The sequence below is a fragment of the Mesorhizobium sp. Root554 genome (genome assembly GCF_001427025.1).
GTDB lineage: Bacteria > Pseudomonadota > Alphaproteobacteria > Rhizobiales > Rhizobiaceae > Mesorhizobium.
Genome location: NZ_LMGA01000001.1, coordinates 2,104,616 through 2,120,655, shown reverse-complemented (window position 1 = coordinate 2,120,655; position 16,040 = coordinate 2,104,616). Strand labels below are relative to the sequence as shown.

18 protein-coding genes are annotated in these 16,040 nt (G+C 63.7%); 2 read left to right on the top strand and 16 right to left on the bottom strand.

The features are described from left to right. Positions 1-74: 74 nt before the first annotated feature. The gene (locus tag ASD44_RS10355) at positions 75-644 is read left to right on the top strand and encodes an N-acetyltransferase (protein ID WP_056111338.1); all 570 of its coding nucleotides are present in this window, start codon (positions 75-77) and stop codon (positions 642-644) included. Positions 645-717: 73 nt separating this feature from the next. On the opposite strand, the gene ASD44_RS10350 is transcribed toward ASD44_RS10355, so the two are convergent. From ASD44_RS10350 to flhA, 7 genes are all read right to left on the bottom strand, one after another. Further along, positions 718-1,002 carry an SCP2 sterol-binding domain-containing protein gene (locus tag ASD44_RS10350; protein WP_056111336.1) on the bottom strand — a complete coding sequence of 95 codons (285 nt, stop codon included), beginning with the start codon at positions 1,000-1,002 and terminating at the stop codon, positions 718-720. A 228-nt stretch (positions 1,003-1,230) separates the two neighbouring features. Further along, on the bottom strand, positions 1,231-1,761 hold the full coding sequence (locus ASD44_RS10345; protein ID WP_056111334.1) for a hypothetical protein: 531 nt from the start codon (positions 1,759-1,761) through the stop codon (positions 1,231-1,233). Continuing rightward, complete coding sequence (locus tag ASD44_RS10340; RefSeq protein WP_056111332.1) at positions 1,758-2,180, bottom strand: hypothetical protein; 423 nt, start codon at positions 2,178-2,180, stop codon at positions 1,758-1,760. The genes ASD44_RS10345 and ASD44_RS10340 overlap by 4 nt, the downstream gene beginning before the upstream one ends. Continuing rightward, entirely contained in the window at positions 2,177-2,719 is a 543-nt protein-coding gene (locus tag ASD44_RS10335) for a rod-binding protein (protein WP_056111328.1), read from the bottom strand. The genes ASD44_RS10340 and ASD44_RS10335 overlap by 4 nt, the downstream gene beginning before the upstream one ends. A gap of 84 nt (positions 2,720-2,803) precedes the next feature. After that, a complete protein-coding gene (locus ASD44_RS10330; RefSeq protein ID WP_056111325.1) occupies positions 2,804-3,187 on the bottom strand; it encodes a hypothetical protein in 384 nt (127 codons plus the stop codon). Between the two features lie 3 nt (positions 3,188-3,190). Further along, a complete protein-coding gene (gene fliR, locus ASD44_RS10325) occupies positions 3,191-3,952 on the bottom strand; it encodes a flagellar biosynthetic protein FliR (protein WP_056111323.1) in 762 nt (253 codons plus the stop codon). A gap of 4 nt (positions 3,953-3,956) precedes the next feature. Next, entirely contained in the window at positions 3,957-6,044 is a 2,088-nt protein-coding gene (gene flhA / locus ASD44_RS10320) for a flagellar biosynthesis protein FlhA (protein WP_056111320.1), read from the bottom strand. Positions 6,045-6,254: 210 nt separating this feature from the next. On the opposite strand from flhA, the gene ASD44_RS10315 reads away from it, so the two are divergent. After that, positions 6,255-8,036, top strand: a complete 1,782-nt coding sequence (locus ASD44_RS10315; protein WP_056111317.1) for a chloride channel protein — start codon at positions 6,255-6,257, stop codon at positions 8,034-8,036. Positions 8,037-8,050: 14 nt separating this feature from the next. On the opposite strand, the gene ASD44_RS10310 is transcribed toward ASD44_RS10315, so the two are convergent. The 9 genes from ASD44_RS10310 to ASD44_RS10270 form a co-directional block, all read right to left on the bottom strand. Further along, positions 8,051-9,706 (bottom strand): MFS transporter, encoded by a 1,656-nt coding sequence (locus ASD44_RS10310; protein WP_056115868.1) that lies wholly within the window; start codon positions 9,704-9,706, stop codon positions 8,051-8,053. 176 nt (positions 9,707-9,882) lie between these two features. After that, positions 9,883-10,149, bottom strand: coding sequence for a flagellar biosynthesis protein FliQ (fliQ, locus tag ASD44_RS10305; RefSeq protein WP_056111314.1), 267 nt, complete (start codon positions 10,147-10,149; stop codon positions 9,883-9,885). A gap of 29 nt (positions 10,150-10,178) precedes the next feature. Then, entirely contained in the window at positions 10,179-10,574 is a 396-nt protein-coding gene (gene flgD / locus ASD44_RS10300) for a flagellar hook assembly protein FlgD (RefSeq protein WP_056111311.1), read from the bottom strand. Further along, the gene (gene flbT, locus ASD44_RS10295) at positions 10,574-11,014 is read right to left on the bottom strand and encodes a flagellar biosynthesis repressor FlbT (protein WP_056111307.1); all 441 of its coding nucleotides are present in this window, start codon (positions 11,012-11,014) and stop codon (positions 10,574-10,576) included. Before flbT ends, flgD begins: the two co-directional genes overlap by 1 nt. Next, complete coding sequence (flaF, locus tag ASD44_RS10290; RefSeq protein ID WP_056111304.1) at positions 11,011-11,358, bottom strand: flagellar biosynthesis regulator FlaF; 348 nt, start codon at positions 11,356-11,358, stop codon at positions 11,011-11,013. The genes flbT and flaF overlap by 4 nt, the downstream gene beginning before the upstream one ends. A gap of 19 nt (positions 11,359-11,377) precedes the next feature. Beyond that, on the bottom strand, positions 11,378-12,424 hold the full coding sequence (locus ASD44_RS10285) for a flagellar hook-associated family protein (protein WP_056111301.1): 1,047 nt from the start codon (positions 12,422-12,424) through the stop codon (positions 11,378-11,380). Positions 12,425-12,428: 4 nt separating this feature from the next. After that, positions 12,429-13,871, bottom strand: a complete 1,443-nt coding sequence (gene flgK, locus ASD44_RS10280) for a flagellar hook-associated protein FlgK (protein WP_056111298.1) — start codon at positions 13,869-13,871, stop codon at positions 12,429-12,431. A gap of 37 nt (positions 13,872-13,908) precedes the next feature. Then, the gene (locus ASD44_RS10275) at positions 13,909-15,162 is read right to left on the bottom strand and encodes a flagellar hook protein FlgE (protein ID WP_056111295.1); all 1,254 of its coding nucleotides are present in this window, start codon (positions 15,160-15,162) and stop codon (positions 13,909-13,911) included. A 97-nt stretch (positions 15,163-15,259) separates the two neighbouring features. Continuing rightward, positions 15,260-15,928, bottom strand: a complete 669-nt coding sequence (locus ASD44_RS10270; RefSeq protein ID WP_056111292.1) for a response regulator transcription factor — start codon at positions 15,926-15,928, stop codon at positions 15,260-15,262. Positions 15,929-16,040: the final 112 nt, after the last annotated feature.

Genomic DNA, 16,040 nt, shown 5'->3' with positions numbered 1-16,040 from the left:
ATCACCCCGTGCGCCGGCGTCATGCCGGCGACGGTTCGCTTGTGGACTTTCTCCGCTCGTGAAGGATCGCGGATATGGAACTTGCATACACCCTGCCGGAGGTCTCCCCGGCCTTGCTTATCGCTGCTGAAACCGCCGTCGACGTGCCGGCGCGCGAAGCGCTGCTCGACCGCGCCATGGGGCCTGGGCGCAAGCGCAAGTCGTCGGAAAAGCTGCGGCGCGGCCGCCGGCCCGCCGAGGGGCTCGCCTTCGCTGTGAAGGACGAGACTGGTTTGTTGGTTGGAACGGTTCGCCTGTGGAACGTCTCGCTGGGCGAGGGCGGTTCCGAGGCGTTGCTGCTCGGTCCGCTGGCTGTCGATCCGTCGTTGAAAAACGCCGGCTTCGGTTCGGCGCTGATGCGGCATGCGATCCAGGAGGCCGCGCGCCTCGGCCATCGCGCCATCCTGCTGGTCGGCGATGCGCCTTACTATGCGCGGTTCGGCTTCTCGGCCGACAAGACCGGACAGCTTTCGATGCCCGGTCCTTACGAGCGCCATCGCTTCCTGGCGCTGGAACTGGTCGATGGTGCGCTGGACGGCGAGCAGGGCACGCTGCGGCCCACGGGTCGCAAGGCAAGGGCCGAACGGCTTTCCCTGGCCGCCTGAGTCAGGCTGAGCCAGGCCGGACAATAAAAAGCGCCGTCTCGCGACGGCGCTTTTTTGTCCCCTGTCGCTGGCGTCAGCCGATCAGCGACGAAAGCTGCATGGCGACCGTCATGTCGCCCTCGACCTTTATCTTGCCGGTCATGAAGGCCATGGTCGGGTTGAGGTCGCCGGCGATCAGCGATTCAAGATCGTCGAGCGAAAGCTTGATGGTGCAGTCGGTCGGCGCGTCCGCGGTGGAGATGGTGGCGCCGTCGATGACGATGACGCCGTCCGAGCCGGTATCGAACTTGACCGAGCGGTCGAAGCCGGCGCTTGCGACCTGCGGCTTGAGTTTGTCGGCTATTTCCTGAACACCCATGTCGATCTCCTCGTCCGTTTGCTGTCAGCCGGAATTCCGCGCGGCTTTTGCCCGTTGCATCCATGCACTGCGCGATCCTGCGTCTCAACAGCCATATACAGTGGTTGACGTTTACGTCAACGTGATTTGGCTGGAATTCTGCCGGTCCGGGATTCGGGCTTGGCTGTCCGGCTTCCGGATTTCAAGGCCATGCCGGTCGTCATCGGCGGCTGCCGCGGCGGATCTGCTTCAATGCCCGCTAGCGGGGGTGGCGAAAGCCTTGGTCATTTCGGATGCGGTCGAAGGGCCGCTGCGCCGCCGCAGGGCATTGTCGCGGATTTCGTCCTTGGAAAGGAAATCGAGCTGATCGATCAGCACCTCGCTGACGAGATCGACGCCGACGCGCTTGTTGACGGCCTCGCGCAGCTTGGTGCGTAGTGCCTCGACATCGATCGTGTCCTGCCGGGTGAAATCGATCTGCGGGTTGGAATAGAGGTAGGAATAAATCTCGTCGGTGAAAAGCGCGTTGGCGGGAACCGACAGCTTGGCCATCTGCGCCGGCTCGACCGTATAGACGAGCTTGGCGATGAAATAGCCTTCGATCTTGGAATTGCGCATCAGCGGTATGGAAAGGGTGCCGGTGTTGACGTAGTCGAGCCCGCCCAGAAGCGGCTTGGTAGCGACTTCCTCGTTGCGGGCGCCAGTGGCCTGGAACGAATAGAACACGGCGCCGACGGTGGCGGCGCAGATCCACAGCGCGGCGACGATGAACTTGATCAAGCGCCCGCCCGCCCGAATTCGCCGGCGGAATAGGTACCGTCGGTCTCGGCGTTCTGGATGGCGTCCCGCATCAGATTGGCGACTTCGCTGACGGCGTTCAGGTGGGCCAGGATCGCGGCCTCGTTGCGCGCCAGCTTGTGGCGCAGGCGCAGCAATCCCTCACGGTGCTCTTGCAGGAAGTCGGCCTGGTTCACGCCCTTCATGGCGCGGTTGAGTTCGTAGAGGTAGCGGCTCTTGCGTGCATTCGAGGCCTTGAGGTCGAAGCCGGTGGTGGTCCGGATGCCGGCCGTTTCGTCTTCGACGGCCTCCTCGATGCGTCCCATGATGGCTGCCAGATTGCCGGGCCTGACCGCGGAAGGCGATGCTTCGGCCGTGGCGCGGGCGGGCAGGTTCGCCGTGAATTCCGAGTACTCGCTCATGCCGGACTTTCCGTTTTCGTTGCGGTGACTGCACGCTCCTCGCCCAGTGCGCGCGCGATCCTGAGCTGAATCTGCTGAACCAGCGATTCCGACAGGCTGCTCTGCTCGTCGAGTTCTGTCTTCCCCGGTCCGCCCGAAACGGGTCCGACGGGCACCTTGCGCTTGCCGTCCATGTAGTGGTCGGCGAGCATGGATTTGGCGATGCCGATGCCGCCGCGCTCGGCCATGACATCGGCCAGCCGCTCGGCAAGCTGCGATTTCCACATGTCGCCGGCCAGGCCCTTGCCGTAGACGCCTTCGGCGTCCTTGGGCAGCATGTTCTGGATGAAGGTCTGCAGGACCATCGCCTCGAAGCGCTTGAACTTGTTGTCGGCCGCCGGCGCTTCGGACTGCCGCGACAGGCCGGTCTCGCCGACCGAGAAAGTGGCGGCAGCTCCACCGGCGCGTTTCAGCAATGCGGCGCGCGCCGCCTCGACATCCTGCGGCTCCGCGGCGCGGGCTACGTCGAGTACGATGTCGCTGGGTGGTGAGATCGCCAAGAAGGACGGCCTTCTGCCATTTCGTTAGAAAGGATCATGCCGCAACAAGCTTGTGGCAGGCTTACGGGCTCGGCTTTTGCGCAGTCAGTCGCGATGACGCTTCTGCTCGATGAGTTCCAGCCGGTCGCGGTCGGACTTCTGCCGCTCGTCGTCGCGGCGTGCGCTGCGGTAGGCGCGCTCGACCATGTTGGTGCGCGCCGTCGCGGAAGCCAGCAGGCCGGCTTCCTGTTGCGCGCTTTCGAGATTTTGGGTCTGCCGGTCGGCGGCCTCGGCAATCCGGCGATGGTAAAGTTCCGGAAACAGGCTCGACAGCGAGCCTTCGGCGTCGAAGCGCTGCATCAGCTCGGCGGTTTCCTGCCCGGCCGCCGAGGCAGCCGCTAGGAAGCCGGCGCGCCGCGTTTCGTGCAGGGCCTTCAGCTGCTCCTGCACTTTCACCAGTTTCTTGAGGCGGTCCTTGCGTTCGGTCATCGTCTATCGCGCCAAGGTCAGGTCGACATAGCCGTCGACGAAGAGCGACAGCAGCGTGCCGATGGCAAAGTAGAAGATGATCAGGCCGCCGGCGATGACGAAGGGAAGGGAGATGAAATAGACCGGGATCTGCGGCGTCAGCTTGTTGACGAAGCCGATCGTCAGGTTGACCAGGATGGCATAGGCGATGAACGGGCTGCCGAGCCTGATGACGAGGAAGAAAGTTTCCGACACGGTGTCGGAGATATCGACCAAAGCCGCCTGGGGATTGAAAAAGACATTCACGGGCGCGACCGCGTAGGACGACACCAGCGCCCGGATGATCTCGTGGTGGAAGTCGAAGACGAACAGCAGAAGCAGCGCCGAGAACGAGATGATGGCGGCGAGCGCCGCTTGCGGATCCGGCTCCTCAATGGCGGGACCGCCGGCGCCGCCGTAGCCGATCAGCATGGCGATGGCCGAGCCCATGAAGCGCAGCGCTTCCATGTAGAGCCGTGTCATGGCGCCGATCAGTCCGCCGACGAGAAGCTCGGACAGGATCATCGGGACGAGGATCTGCGGCTGGGGGCTGACAAAGGGGTAGATGCGGTCCCACAGGAAGGTCAGCAGGCCAACGGTTATTGCAATCGCCAGGAACAGCCGCACCTGCAGGGGCACGCGCACGCTGGACAGGCCCGGCATGATCATGAAGCAGGCGCCGATGCGGCAGAAGGCGAGAAACGCCGCGAGGATAACGCTCTGGGAGAGGGCCGAAAGGGGGATCATATCATCACGAGATGGTGCCCAGCACCCTGATCTCGACGCCCTTGGCGATCTCCACATGGCTCAGCACCGGCAAGGTGGCGAACAGGCGTTCGATGATCATGCGCACATAGGGCCGCGCATCCGGTGCGGTGACGAGGACAAAACGTTCGCCGGCCTCAAGGTGCTTGCGGATCGCCTTGGTGGCGTCCTGGCCGAATTCCTCGAGTTGGCGCGGATCGATGTCGAACTCGCGGATTTCGCCCTTGGCGTCGCGCTTGAGGCTTTGATGGAAGGCAAGGTCCCACCGGTTGCCGAGACGCAGCACCTTCAGCACGCCGGCTTCGGTCAGGTCGCCGCAAATCTGCTGGGCCATGCGCACGCGCACATGCTCGACGATCTGCTCGGTGCGGCGCACATGCGGTGCGATCTCGGCGATGGCTTCAATGATGAGATGCAGATTGCGGATCGAGACGCGCTCGGCCAGCAGCAGTTTCAGCACCGCCTGCAGGCCAGGGTAGGAAATGTGCTGCGAGCAGATCTCGTCCGCCAGCTTGCGGTATTCGGGGTCCTGCCGTTCGAGCAGCGCCTTCATGTCCTTGTAGGACAGAAGCTGCGGCAGGTTGTTGCGGATCACCTCCGACAGATGGGTCAGCAGAACCGACATATTGTCGGCAAAAGTGAACTGTTCGCGTTTCAAATCCTCGGTGAAGGCTTCGAGAACCGAATAGGCGCGCATTCCGAAGGCCGGCTCGCGAACCTCCTCGCCGGGAATTTCCGGAACCTCGCGCGTCCCGAGCAGAACCATCAATTCGCCGACGCGCATCTGGTGCTCGGCCACCACTGTGCCGTGGATCTTGATCTGGTAGCTCTTGGGCGGAATGGCGAAATCGTCGGTGAGGCGCACCTCCGGCACGACGAAGCCATATTGCGTGGCGAACTTCTTGCGCATCTTGCCCATGCGGAAGGCGAGTTCCTGATGCGAGGTGAGCAGCTTGGTGGAAAGCTGCTTGCCGACCAGCAATTCGACCTCGGCGGTGGCGAGTGACGACTTGACGGAGTTTTTCTCTTCCTCGACCTTGGTCGCGGCTTCCTGTTTCTTTGTTTCTTCGGCTTCAGCCACGCGCCGGTTGTGGCGCATCGGGATGATGTAACCCAACGCCGCCATCGCCGCGGCAAGCGTGATGAACGGGAACATCGGCAGGCCGGGCATCAGCGACAGCAGCGTCAGCAGCGCCGCGGCGACATACAATGCGCGGGGATAAGCGCCGAGCTGTCCGAACACTGCCTGGTCCGCCGAGCCGCGCGTGCCGCCCTTCGAGACCAGCAGGCCGGCGGCGAGCGAGACGATCAACGCCGGTATCTGCGTGACCAGGCCGTCGCCGACCGACAGCTTGATGAACACGTCGGCCGCCTGGCCCATGCTCATATCATGGCGCAGATAGCCGATGGCGATGCCGCCGACGATGTTGATGGCGGTGATGATCAGGCCGGCGATGGCGTCGCCACGGACGAATTTCGAGGCGCCGTCCATGGAGCCGAAGAAGGAGGATTCCTCCTCCAGTTCGCGGCGGCGAAGCTGCGCGGTCTTGTCGTCGATCATGCCGGCTGACAGATCGGCGTCGATCGACATCTGCTTGCCGGGGATGGCATCGAGCGTAAAGCGGGCGCCGACTTCGGCGATGCGCGTCGCGCCCTTGGTGATGACGATGAAGTTCACCACGACAAGGATGAGGAAGACGATCAGGCCGATGACGAAGTCGCTCGACATGACGAGCTTGGAAAAGCCCGAAATGACGTAGCCGGCAGCGTGGGTTCCCTCATTGCCATGCGACAGGATCATGCGGGTGGTGGCGATGTTGAGCGACAGCCGCAGCATGGTCGCGATGAGCAGCACAGTCGGGAAGGACGAGAAATCGAGCGGCCGCTGGATCCACAAGGCCACCATCAGGATCAGCACGGACAGTGCGATGGAGAAGGCGAGGCCGACGTCGATCAGGAAAGCCGGGATCGGCAGGAACAGCACGGCCAGGATGACGACGATGCCGAGCGCGAAGAAGATATCGCGGCTGTTGCGCGGCAGCGGCGTCGCCGCGATGCTTTCGCTGATGGCCATTTCGTCTCCAAACGCCAGCCGGCCGCGAACGGCGACCCGAGACGCAAACCTAGCGGACCAAGCTTGCGCGAAGGTGGCACGTCCGCGGTCAATGCGGCATCGGCTGGATGGCGGATTTCAGCGGTTGCCATCGACAAATGCCGGGCGTATCAGAACATTGCGACCGAGGCAGACTTGCCTTTCCGACTGTCGATCCCTGCGAGCCGCCCGTTGCTTTCTGCTGAAAAACTGCCCGTCCACGCTCGCCGCCTGCGGGCGCTGCTGATCCGTTCCATTCCCATTCTCGAGGCGCGCGGCATCGCCGTCGTGCTCCTGGCAGGACTGGTGGGCGTGATCGCCGGCATCCTGGTCACCGCGATGAGCGCCGCCGTGCAGGGGTTGCATGGACTTCTCTTCGACGTCCAGCCGGGCGGCAGGCTGTCGGGCATGTTCTCGCTGCAGCATCCCTCGCAGGCGGCGTTGCCGGCAATCGGTGGCATCCTTTTGGGCTTGAGCATCATCTGGCTGCGCAAACACAAGTTCCGCACGCCCGTCGATCCGATCGAGGCCAACGCGCTCTATGGCGGACGCATGTCGCTGACCGATACGTTCATCATTGCAGCGCAGACCATGCTTTCCAGCGGCTTTGGCGCGTCCGTCGGCCTGGAGGCAGGATACACGCAGGTCGGTTCGGGGCTGGCCTCGCGGCTGGCGCGGTTTCTGCGCCTGCGCCGCAACGATGTCCGCATCCTTGTCGGCTGCGGCGCGGCCGGCGCCATCGCCGCCGCCTTCGACGCGCCGTTGACCGGGGCGTTCTATGGGTTCGAACTCGTCATCGGCATCTATTCGGTGGCCAATGTGGCGCCGGTGATGACGGCGGCCATCTGCGCCGCGCTGACGGCCGAGATTTTCGGCGGCGTGCCCTTTCCGCTGGAACTTGAGGGTCTGCCGGCGCTGACAGCAAGCCAGTATCTGCCATTCCTGCTGCTCGGCCTGATCGGCGGCGGCGCGTCCATCGCGATCATGCAACTGGTGTCGCTGGTCGAGCGCGGCTTCGCGCGGCTGACCATCGACGCATCCGTGCGCCCTTTCCTCGGCGGATGCCTGGTCGGGTTGCTGGGCCTGGTGACACCGCAGGTTCTGGCCAGCGGCCACGGCGCGCTGCACCGCGAATTCGCCATGAATTACGGTCTCGGCGTCGTGGCGACTGTCTTCCTGCTCAAGCTGGCGGCTTCGGCCATCTCGCTCGGCTCCGGCTTTCGCGGGGGGTTGTTTTTCGCCTCGCTGTTTCTTGGCGCCCTGCTTGGCAAACTGTTCGCCGGCATTATGGCGTTCGTGTCGCCGGCCACCGGGATCGACGCTGGCGTTGCCGCCGTCGTCGGCATGACCTCGCTGGCGGTGGGCGTCGTCGGCGGACCGCTGACGCTGACTTTCCTGGCGCTGGAATCCACCGGCGACCTGACGCTGAGCGGCGTGGTGCTGGCGGCGTCGATCATGTCGGCCATTCTGGTGCGGGAAACCTTCGGCTATTCCTTCTCCACCTGGCGCTTCCATCTGCGCGGCGAGACGATCCGCAGTGCGCACGATGTCGGCTGGATGCGCAGCCTGAATGTCGGCCTGATGATGCGCAAGGATGTCCGCACCATCGGGGCGTCGACGACGCTGGCCGAATTCCGCAAGACAGTACCCCTTGGATCGGCGCAGCGGCTCGTCGCGCTGGACGGCGAGGGGCGCTATGCCGGCGTCCTGATCGTCTCGGAGATTTACAGCGACACATCCAACCCCGAAAGCACGGTGCTGACGCTGGCGAAGTACAAGGATGCCGTGCTGGTGCCGACCATGAACGTGCAGTCCGCCGCTGAAACCTTCCAGCGCGCCGGCGCCGAGGAGCTTGCCGTCGTGGCGGACTTCACCGACCGGACCGTGGTCGGTCTTTTGACGGAAGGCCATCTCATGCGCCGCTATGCCGAGGAACTCGACAAGGCGCGGCGGGACCTTTCGGGCGAAGGCTAAGTCGCGGCCAAGGCTTAGTGTTCTTCCTGCCCTCTGGGCGACATCATTGCATGAGTCGATCGCTCGATCATGCGGCGCACGCGCGGGCGTTCGGGCCCGGCATGGAGCGCCCGAATGCGTTCCCAGATTTCCGCGTCGGCGTGCGTCATGCGCTTGTTGTGCCGGATATAGTCCAGCCAGGTCGGCGTATGGTAGGTCTCGATCCAGATTTCCGGATGCTCCAGGTCGCGCGCCAACACCCAGTTGCGGGCGCCGTCGCGGCGGCGGATGCGGCTGCGTTCCGCCATCACGGCCAGGAACTCCTTTATGTCTTCGTCCCTGATGATGTATTCGATGGTGATCGCGATGGGGCCGCTGCGCGGCTTCAGGTCGAGCGCCAGCATCGGTTCGGTCCAGCGGTCCAGCGGGTCGAGGTTGGGCATGGCGTGCTGGGGCAGCGGCAGGAGAAATCCAATCGCGCCGCCGAGCAGGAGAGCCACGCTGACGAACAGCAGGGCGGTGTCGACGCCGTTGCCGTCGGCAAATACGCCCCAGATCCAGCTCCCCAGGGCAATGCCGCCGAAAGTCGCCATCTGGTAGATGGATAGCGCGCGTCCGACGACCCAGCGTGGGGTCGACATCTGCACCGTGATATTGAAGTGCGACATCGCCAGCACCCAGCAGGCGCCGCCGACAAGCAGGCCGAGCGCGGTCTGCCAGGCCTGCGTGCTGATGCCGGCAACGAAGGCACAAACGGCGAAGCCCGCGAAGGCAAGCCTTACCAGCGTTTCGCTCGGCAGGATCTGGCGCATGCGACCGCTGATGAGCGCGCCGCCGACCGCGCCGACGCCGAAAGCGCCGAGCATGACGCCATAGGTCAGCGGACCACCCTTGACGAGATCACGCGCCACCAGAGGCAGCAGCGCCAGCACCGCGCCGGCGGTGAAGCCGAAGGCAAACCCGCGCACCAGGACCTTGCCGATGTTCGGCGACATGGCGACGTAGCGCACGCCGGCGAACATCGCCGCGCCCAATGTTTCGCGCGGCAGCGGCCGGGCCGGCTCCTCGAGTTTCCAGCGCATCAAGACGATAATGAGCGCCACATAGCTCAGTGCATTGGCGGCAAAGGCGGCCGCGGCGCCGGCCGCCGCGACGATGACGCCGCCTATGGCCGGTCCAACGCTTCGAGTCAGGTTGAAGCCCATGGAATTCAGCGCCACCGCGGCAGGCACTTTCCGGCGCGGCACCATGTCGCCGACCGACGCCTGCCAGGACGGGCTGTTCAAGGCGGTGCCGCAATCGATCAGGAACGTGAAGGCGAGCAGCAGCCATGGCGTCAAGAGGTCGAGATAGGTGAAAGCCATCAGGAAGCCTGAGACGACCAGCATGAAGGCCTGAGCGACCAGCATCACCTTGCGGCGGTTGAAACTGTCCGCGATAGCGCCGGCGACGAGGGCGAAGAGCATGATCGGAAGCGTGGTGGAAGCCTGCACCAATGCAACCTGGTAGGACGACGTAGCGATCTGGGTCATCATCCAGGCGGCGCCGACGCCCTGGATCAGGCCGCCGAGATTTGAGACGAGGCTGGCGCTCCAGACCGCACGGAAGATGCCGTGCTGGAAGGGCGAGAGGGCCGAGACGCGTTGGCCTTCCGCGTCGTCGTCGATGGCGTGTCCGCTGTGCTGCGGCATCATCTGATCTCGGGTCTTTCTGCCGTTTCGTCCGCCTGTCGGCAAACTAGACGAGTGATCGCAAAAGGCGAACGCCTTTTTGCGAAAAAATCATGGTCCACCAACAGGATAGTCAGCCGATTACGTCTACGCGGACGATCCGCGGACCGTATTCGTGACAAGGCGGCTCCAATACCTCAGAACCCGGTCTGGATGCGCTCGAAAATGACGTTGGTGAAGGCCGATATCTGTCCACCCATGAAAGGCCCGGTGAGCGCCACCACCAGCATGATGGCGACGATCTTCGGCACGAAGGTGAGCGTGATTTCCTGGATTTGGGTGAGAGCCTGGATCAGCGCGATGCCGATGCCGACCACCATGGCGACAAGCACGACCGGCGCCGACGCGGTCAGCACCGTCCACACCGCAAACTGCACGATGTCGAGCGCATCGGCCTCGTTCACCGAACCTTCTCCCCGTGACGTTTCGCGTGTTACTTGATGGTCACGCCACTGCCGATGGCGACTTCCGTGCCGTCTTCGAGAACGGCGATGAGACCGCTGCCTGCAAGACGAACTTCCTCGACCTTGCCGCTGGTCTTGCCGTCCGCCGACGCGATGGTGCGGCCGATCAGGCTGTCCGCCTGCGACAGCGCCGATGACTGCAGCAGCTGGTCGAGCTTGGAATTTGTCTGCACCGACTGTTCGACCTGCGAGAATGTGGCGAGCTGGGCGACATATTGCGTCGAGTCCATCGGCTTGGTCGGGTCCTGGTTCTTCATCTGGGCGATGAGAAGCTTCAGGAAGGACTGGTAATCGACCGCCGTCTTCGAGGTCGCCTTGGTCTGGTTGGCGCCTGCCGGCACCTGGGTCGTCATGTCCACGTTCATCAGCGTGCTCCTGCCGCCATAAGCGGCGCCGGTTGCAGGGAATCGTTTTCGTCTTCCAGCGCAAGCCGCTCCAGCGGGTATAGCGAACGGATCGCCTTCAGCGCCTCATAGACATGGTCTTCGCCGACCATGCGATCGACGTTCTTCAACGTCGCGCAAATCCGCTCGTCGTCGAAGCTCGCCAGCATAAGAGGCAGCGAGCGGCGGAACATATCGCGCGCCTCGGCCGCGCTCTGCGGATTGACCAGCATGACCTGGACGATGAAATAGAGCTGGCGCAGCGGCGTTGTCGCATCCTCGGCCTGGAGCACATGGCTCTCCAGCAGGAACTGCACGTCGTTGAGCAATTCGATCGTCACCTTTCGGTCGACCCGGACCACCGCGCCGTTGATATAGATTTTCTCGTTCGGCTTCAGCGACAGCTTGAGGGTGTTGGTCATTGGATACCGTCCCGGATGATCTGCGAGACCTCGATGAGGCCTTCGAAATTATCGGTGCGGCCCTGGCGGATGTCCTCGGCCTCGCGCAACAGCCACAGGCCGATCGAGATCAGATTGGCGCGCAGTTCCTTCGGCAGCGCGTTGTCGCTCGATCCGAGGTCGTCGACAAAGCTCGTCCACACCCGGTTGGTGAAAAGCAGCGCTTCGACCGCTTCCTGGGACTGGTGGCCAGCCACGGACGCGGCGGTCAGCATCTCGATGGAGCGGGTCAGCAACTGGCGTTCGCGGTCGCGCGCGTCGGCCACGGAGTCTGTCTGGATGTCGGCGTAGGAGAATTGATACATCGCTGGCGGGTTCCGGGGCTCAGGTGAGGAAATTCAACAGGCTCAGTTGCTGGATGCGCGCGGTGAGGGCGAAGGAGGTCTGGATATGCGAGACCAGATCGTTGACCCGATTGGCGGCCTCGTAGGGATCGACGCCTTCGAGGTCGAGAATGTGCCGTTCGAACAGGTCGACCTGCTTTTCCATGCGTTCGCTTGCGTCGGTCACGCGTTTTTCGACGATGCCGGTCTGCGCCTGCAAATGGCCAAGGCCGCTGATGACCTCGCCGGTCAATGAAAGCGCCTTCTTCGCCACGGCGCTCTTGGCGTCCTGGCTGACGTTGGAGGCAAAGAACTCCGACATGATCGTAGCGGCCATGGCCATCTTGCGCATGGGATCATTGTTGCCGCTGACGGATGTTTCGGCGGTCTCGTTCAGCGCGATGCGGCTGACGATCTGCTGGTCGGTGGCATTCGACCAGTTGGCCTCCCAGCCAGCGCCCATGAATTGGGGCATCACGTCGTTGTCTATGAAATCTTCGATATCTCCGGCCGGGATATTGGCGGCGGCAGGGTCATTCTGCGTGAAGCCGAACCGGGCGACGAAGGCCGCGTCAAACGCCACCTTCGCGGGTGAGGTCGCGGTATAGTCGTTCAACGGCCTGATGTCGGTGTTGGTGCCGGCGAACAGGTACTCGCCGTTGATGCTGGTGTTCAGCACCGAATTCAGCGCGTCCAGCGTTGCCTTGCCGCTATCGCTGGCGATGGTGTTGGATATGTCGCCTGACTGGGCGCTGGTCAGCGTCGACAGAAACGATTGCGCGGTCTCGCTGAGACTGCTCATGCCGTCCTGCGTTGATTTCAGCCGCGAGGTCACCAGCGCATTGGAATCGACGATGACGTTCAACCGGTCGAGATCGCGGGCGAAGGTTACAGACTGTGACGCGCGCGCCCCCAGCGCCAGCCCGATGTCGGCCACCCTGCCGGTGTCCATTTCCTTCTGCGCCTTGACGAGATCGACCTGCATACGCATCTGCGAATAACGCATGGCGTTCGAGATGGCGGAGGAGGAGACGGAGAAGGTCTTCATGGCGCTAACCCACCGCTTCCATGAGAGCGTCGAGCATCTGGTTGACGCTGGTCATGATCCGGGCGGAGGCCTGGTAGGTATGCTCGAGGTCGAGCAGCATCGACATTTCGGCATCGACGTTGACGCCGGTCTCGTTCGACAGCGCCTCGGCGGTGCGTGAGGCCAGGGCTTCCTTGGAGTCGGCCTTCGTGGCCGTCTGCTGGCGCACGCCCTGGAACCAGCCGATGGCGCTGGCTGAATAGCCGGTGACGCTGGCGGTGGTGACGATGCCTGCCTCCGAACTGAAGCTCATCGGCTTGTCGAGCCGGTCGCCATAGGCGATCAGCAGTTCGGCATAGGAAGCGCCGCCCCCGGTGTTCACGACATAGGCCGCACCATTGGCGCCGCCGTCGCGGAGCAATTCCGGGCTTCCACCGACGGATGGGTCCATCGCGGCGTTGACGCTGATCGAGGCAGCCAGACCATCAACGAGCGTGCCGGCGGCCGGAATGGCCGGTCCGCCCGACCAGGTGAAAAGGCCGGTGGCGCTTGGCAGTGGCGGCGCGGTTTCGGCGAACGCGGTGACGAGGCCGCGCGCGATCTCGTCGAGCTGGCTCTGCATCGTGTTGGCGACGCCGTCGCGCAACTGCAGCATGCCGGCGAGCTTGCCGTTTGCTTCGCCCTGGCCGGACAGGGGCACGTTGTCGATATAAATCGCGTTGCCGTCGGCGCCCGGCGCGTAGCCGGCGGAACCCTGGAAGGAAACGGATCGCGGGATGGTTTCGAACAGCGTGGTGCCGTCCCTGGTGGTGACGACCATGTCGTTGTCGCCGCGCGTGAAGGTCGAAACCGGCACGTATTCCGAAATCTTCTTGAGCAGGAGATCGCGGCGGTCGAGAGCATCGGACGTGTCGGCGCCGTTCCTGGTACCGATGATCACCGCCTTGTTGGCGTCTTCGAACTGGGCCAGCAGCGAGTTCAGTTCATCGACGGCGGTGCCGATCTGGCTGTCGGCATCCGTCCTGAAAGCCTGGATGGCCGCGCTGCCCTGGTTCAGGCTGTTGGTGACCTGACGCGCCGCCTCGATGACGTTGGTGGCCAGCGTCTTGTCGGAGGGCGATGTCGCGTAGAGCTGCATCGCCTCCTGCAGCTTGCCGATGGCGGTCGCCGCGGAGGAGGCGTTGTCGACGCCGTTCACGGCGAGATCCAGCCGGTCCAGCCCGCTGGAAAGCGTGCTCTGCCCGCTCCAGGCGGATAGCGCCGAAAGGTTCTGCCGGAAGAGCAGTTCGTTGGTGGCGCGCTGGATGTAGCTGGCCTTGGCGCCGGCATCCATGGACACCAGCACGGCGGTGCGGCGGGCGTAGTCGGGATTGGAAGCGTCGGCAATGTTGCGCGAGACGACGCTGGTCTGGCGTGACGTGGCCAGAAGCGAGGATTGCGCGATACTCAATGCGGACGTCAGGGACATAATTGTCTTTCAGGTGCCGCCTCGATGCGGCCTTTCTCTATCTCTTCAGGTTGACGAGGACATCCATGAGTTCCGAGCCGGTCTGGAACACCTTGGAGTTGGCGGTGTAGCTGCGCTGCGCCTCGATCATGTCGGTGAGTTCTTCGGCGATATCGACATTGGAGTTTTCCAGCGCGCCGGAGACGATGCCGCCCAGCCTGCCTTCATTGGCGAAGCCGATGCGGACGTCCCCGGAATCGGTGCCTTCCTGATAGACGTTGCCGGCAAGCGCGGTGAGACGGTCCGGGCTCTGCACGTCGGCGAGCGGAATCTTGTAGAGCGCCTTGCTCGAGCCGTCGGCATACTGCGCGTAGATTGTGCCGTCCTGGCTGATCTGGATCTTCTCGATCGAGCTCGGAGCATTGCCGTTGACGGCCGCGTCGGTAACGGTGAAGTCGGCGCCGAGCTGGCTCAGCTTGGACAGGTCGAGCGTCAGCGGCTGACCGTCGGGCACGGTGAAGGAGAGGCTGTCGACGGCGCCGGTGAGCTTGCCCGTCGTGTTGTCGAAGGTCAGCGTCGCCGAACCCAAGGCGCCGCCCGTATACGGGAACGAGGTGCCCGGCGTCGCCTTCGACTGGTCGAAGACCGCGACTTCCCAGGTGCCGGCGCCGGTCTTGGTGAAATAGGCGTCGACCAGGACCTTGTTGCCGAGGTTGTCGTAGGCGACCATCGACGATTTGGCGGTGTATTCGGCCGTCGCGCTGTTGCTCGAGGGCAGGGGGCCGGCCGGCACTTCGGCGCCGCTCGGCAGATTGCCGGTGAAGTAGCCTTCGGTGCTGGGCGTCGCGGTCATTTCCTGGTCGCTAATGACGACCGGGACGAGCCCATCGAAGCCGTTGACCGTCGCTGCCGGCACGCCGTTCTCGTAGCTGTAGGCCATGAGCTGGAAGCCGGCCGCATTGACGAGACGGCCTTCGCCATCGGGCACGAAAGCGCCGGCGCGCGTCATGTAGGGCGTGCCGCCGGCGTCCTGTACAACGAAGAACCCGCTGCCGTTCACGGCAAGGTCGGACACCGAGGTGGTGTACTGCAGCACGCCCTGCGCGCTGATCGAGGAAATGACGGCGGTGTTGACGCCGCCCGAATTGTAGTTACCGCCGGTGTTGGGAAGGACGAGCGTCGAGAATTCGGTCGAGGAGCGCTTGTAGCCGGTGGTACCGGAATTGGCGATGTTGTCGGCAACGGTGGACAGGCGGCTTGCCTGCGCATTCATGCCGGAAACGCCGGTTCGCATCATTCCATACAAGCTCATCGAAACGTCTCCTGGTTCCCCATGCGGTCGTTCATGAGGATAGACGTTCTGTCTTGCGTGAAACTGGTGGAGCCGGGGGCGGCATGGCCGTCGCGCATCAGGCGACGAGCCGGTAGCCGAGAAAACGTTTGGAATCGATCGGGTCGTGGCCCAGTTTCTCGCGCAGCTTCTTGCGCAGTTTGCTGATATGGCTTTCGACCACGTTCTCTTCGACCTCGTCGTCGAAGATGCCGTAGATGGCGTTGAAGACCTGCGTCTTGGTCACGCGACGGCCGCGGTTGCCGGCCAGATATTCGAGGATGCGCCGTTCGCGCCTTGGCAAGGGCAGCGCCTCGCCGTTGATCTCGGGATCGCGGCCATCCAGAAAGATGCGCATCGCGCCGATCTCGGTGTAGTTGGCTTCTTCCTGTGCCCGGCGGCGAATGGCGGTTATGCGGGCCAGGATCTCGCGGATGTGGACCGGCTTGCGGACGACATCGTCGACACCGGATTCGAACAGCCGCAGCGTGTTCTCGAGCGAGTTGTGCTCGCTCAGCGCAATCACCGGCGCTCCGGTGCGGTCGCGGATCTGTCGGGGCGAGACGCTGCCTTCGCGGCAATCGCCGATCAGAAAGGCGCGCACCGATCGAAGGTCATCGTCGGCCGCGGTCGAGACCCAGTCGTCAAAGTCGGTCGGTGCGAAGCCTGCACAGGCGACGCCCTCCCGGTCGAAAAGAGAGTTGTACCCCTCCGTCACGAGCTCACGCTCGTCCACGATCACGATCATCGGCCCCGCCTTCCGAATCAGTTCTAGTTTGCCCACGGAAACGGGTAGCGGCAGGCGGGAATCCTGACCAACCGTCATTTCTTGTAGCTGCTTTCTTGGGAGTCTGGAATCG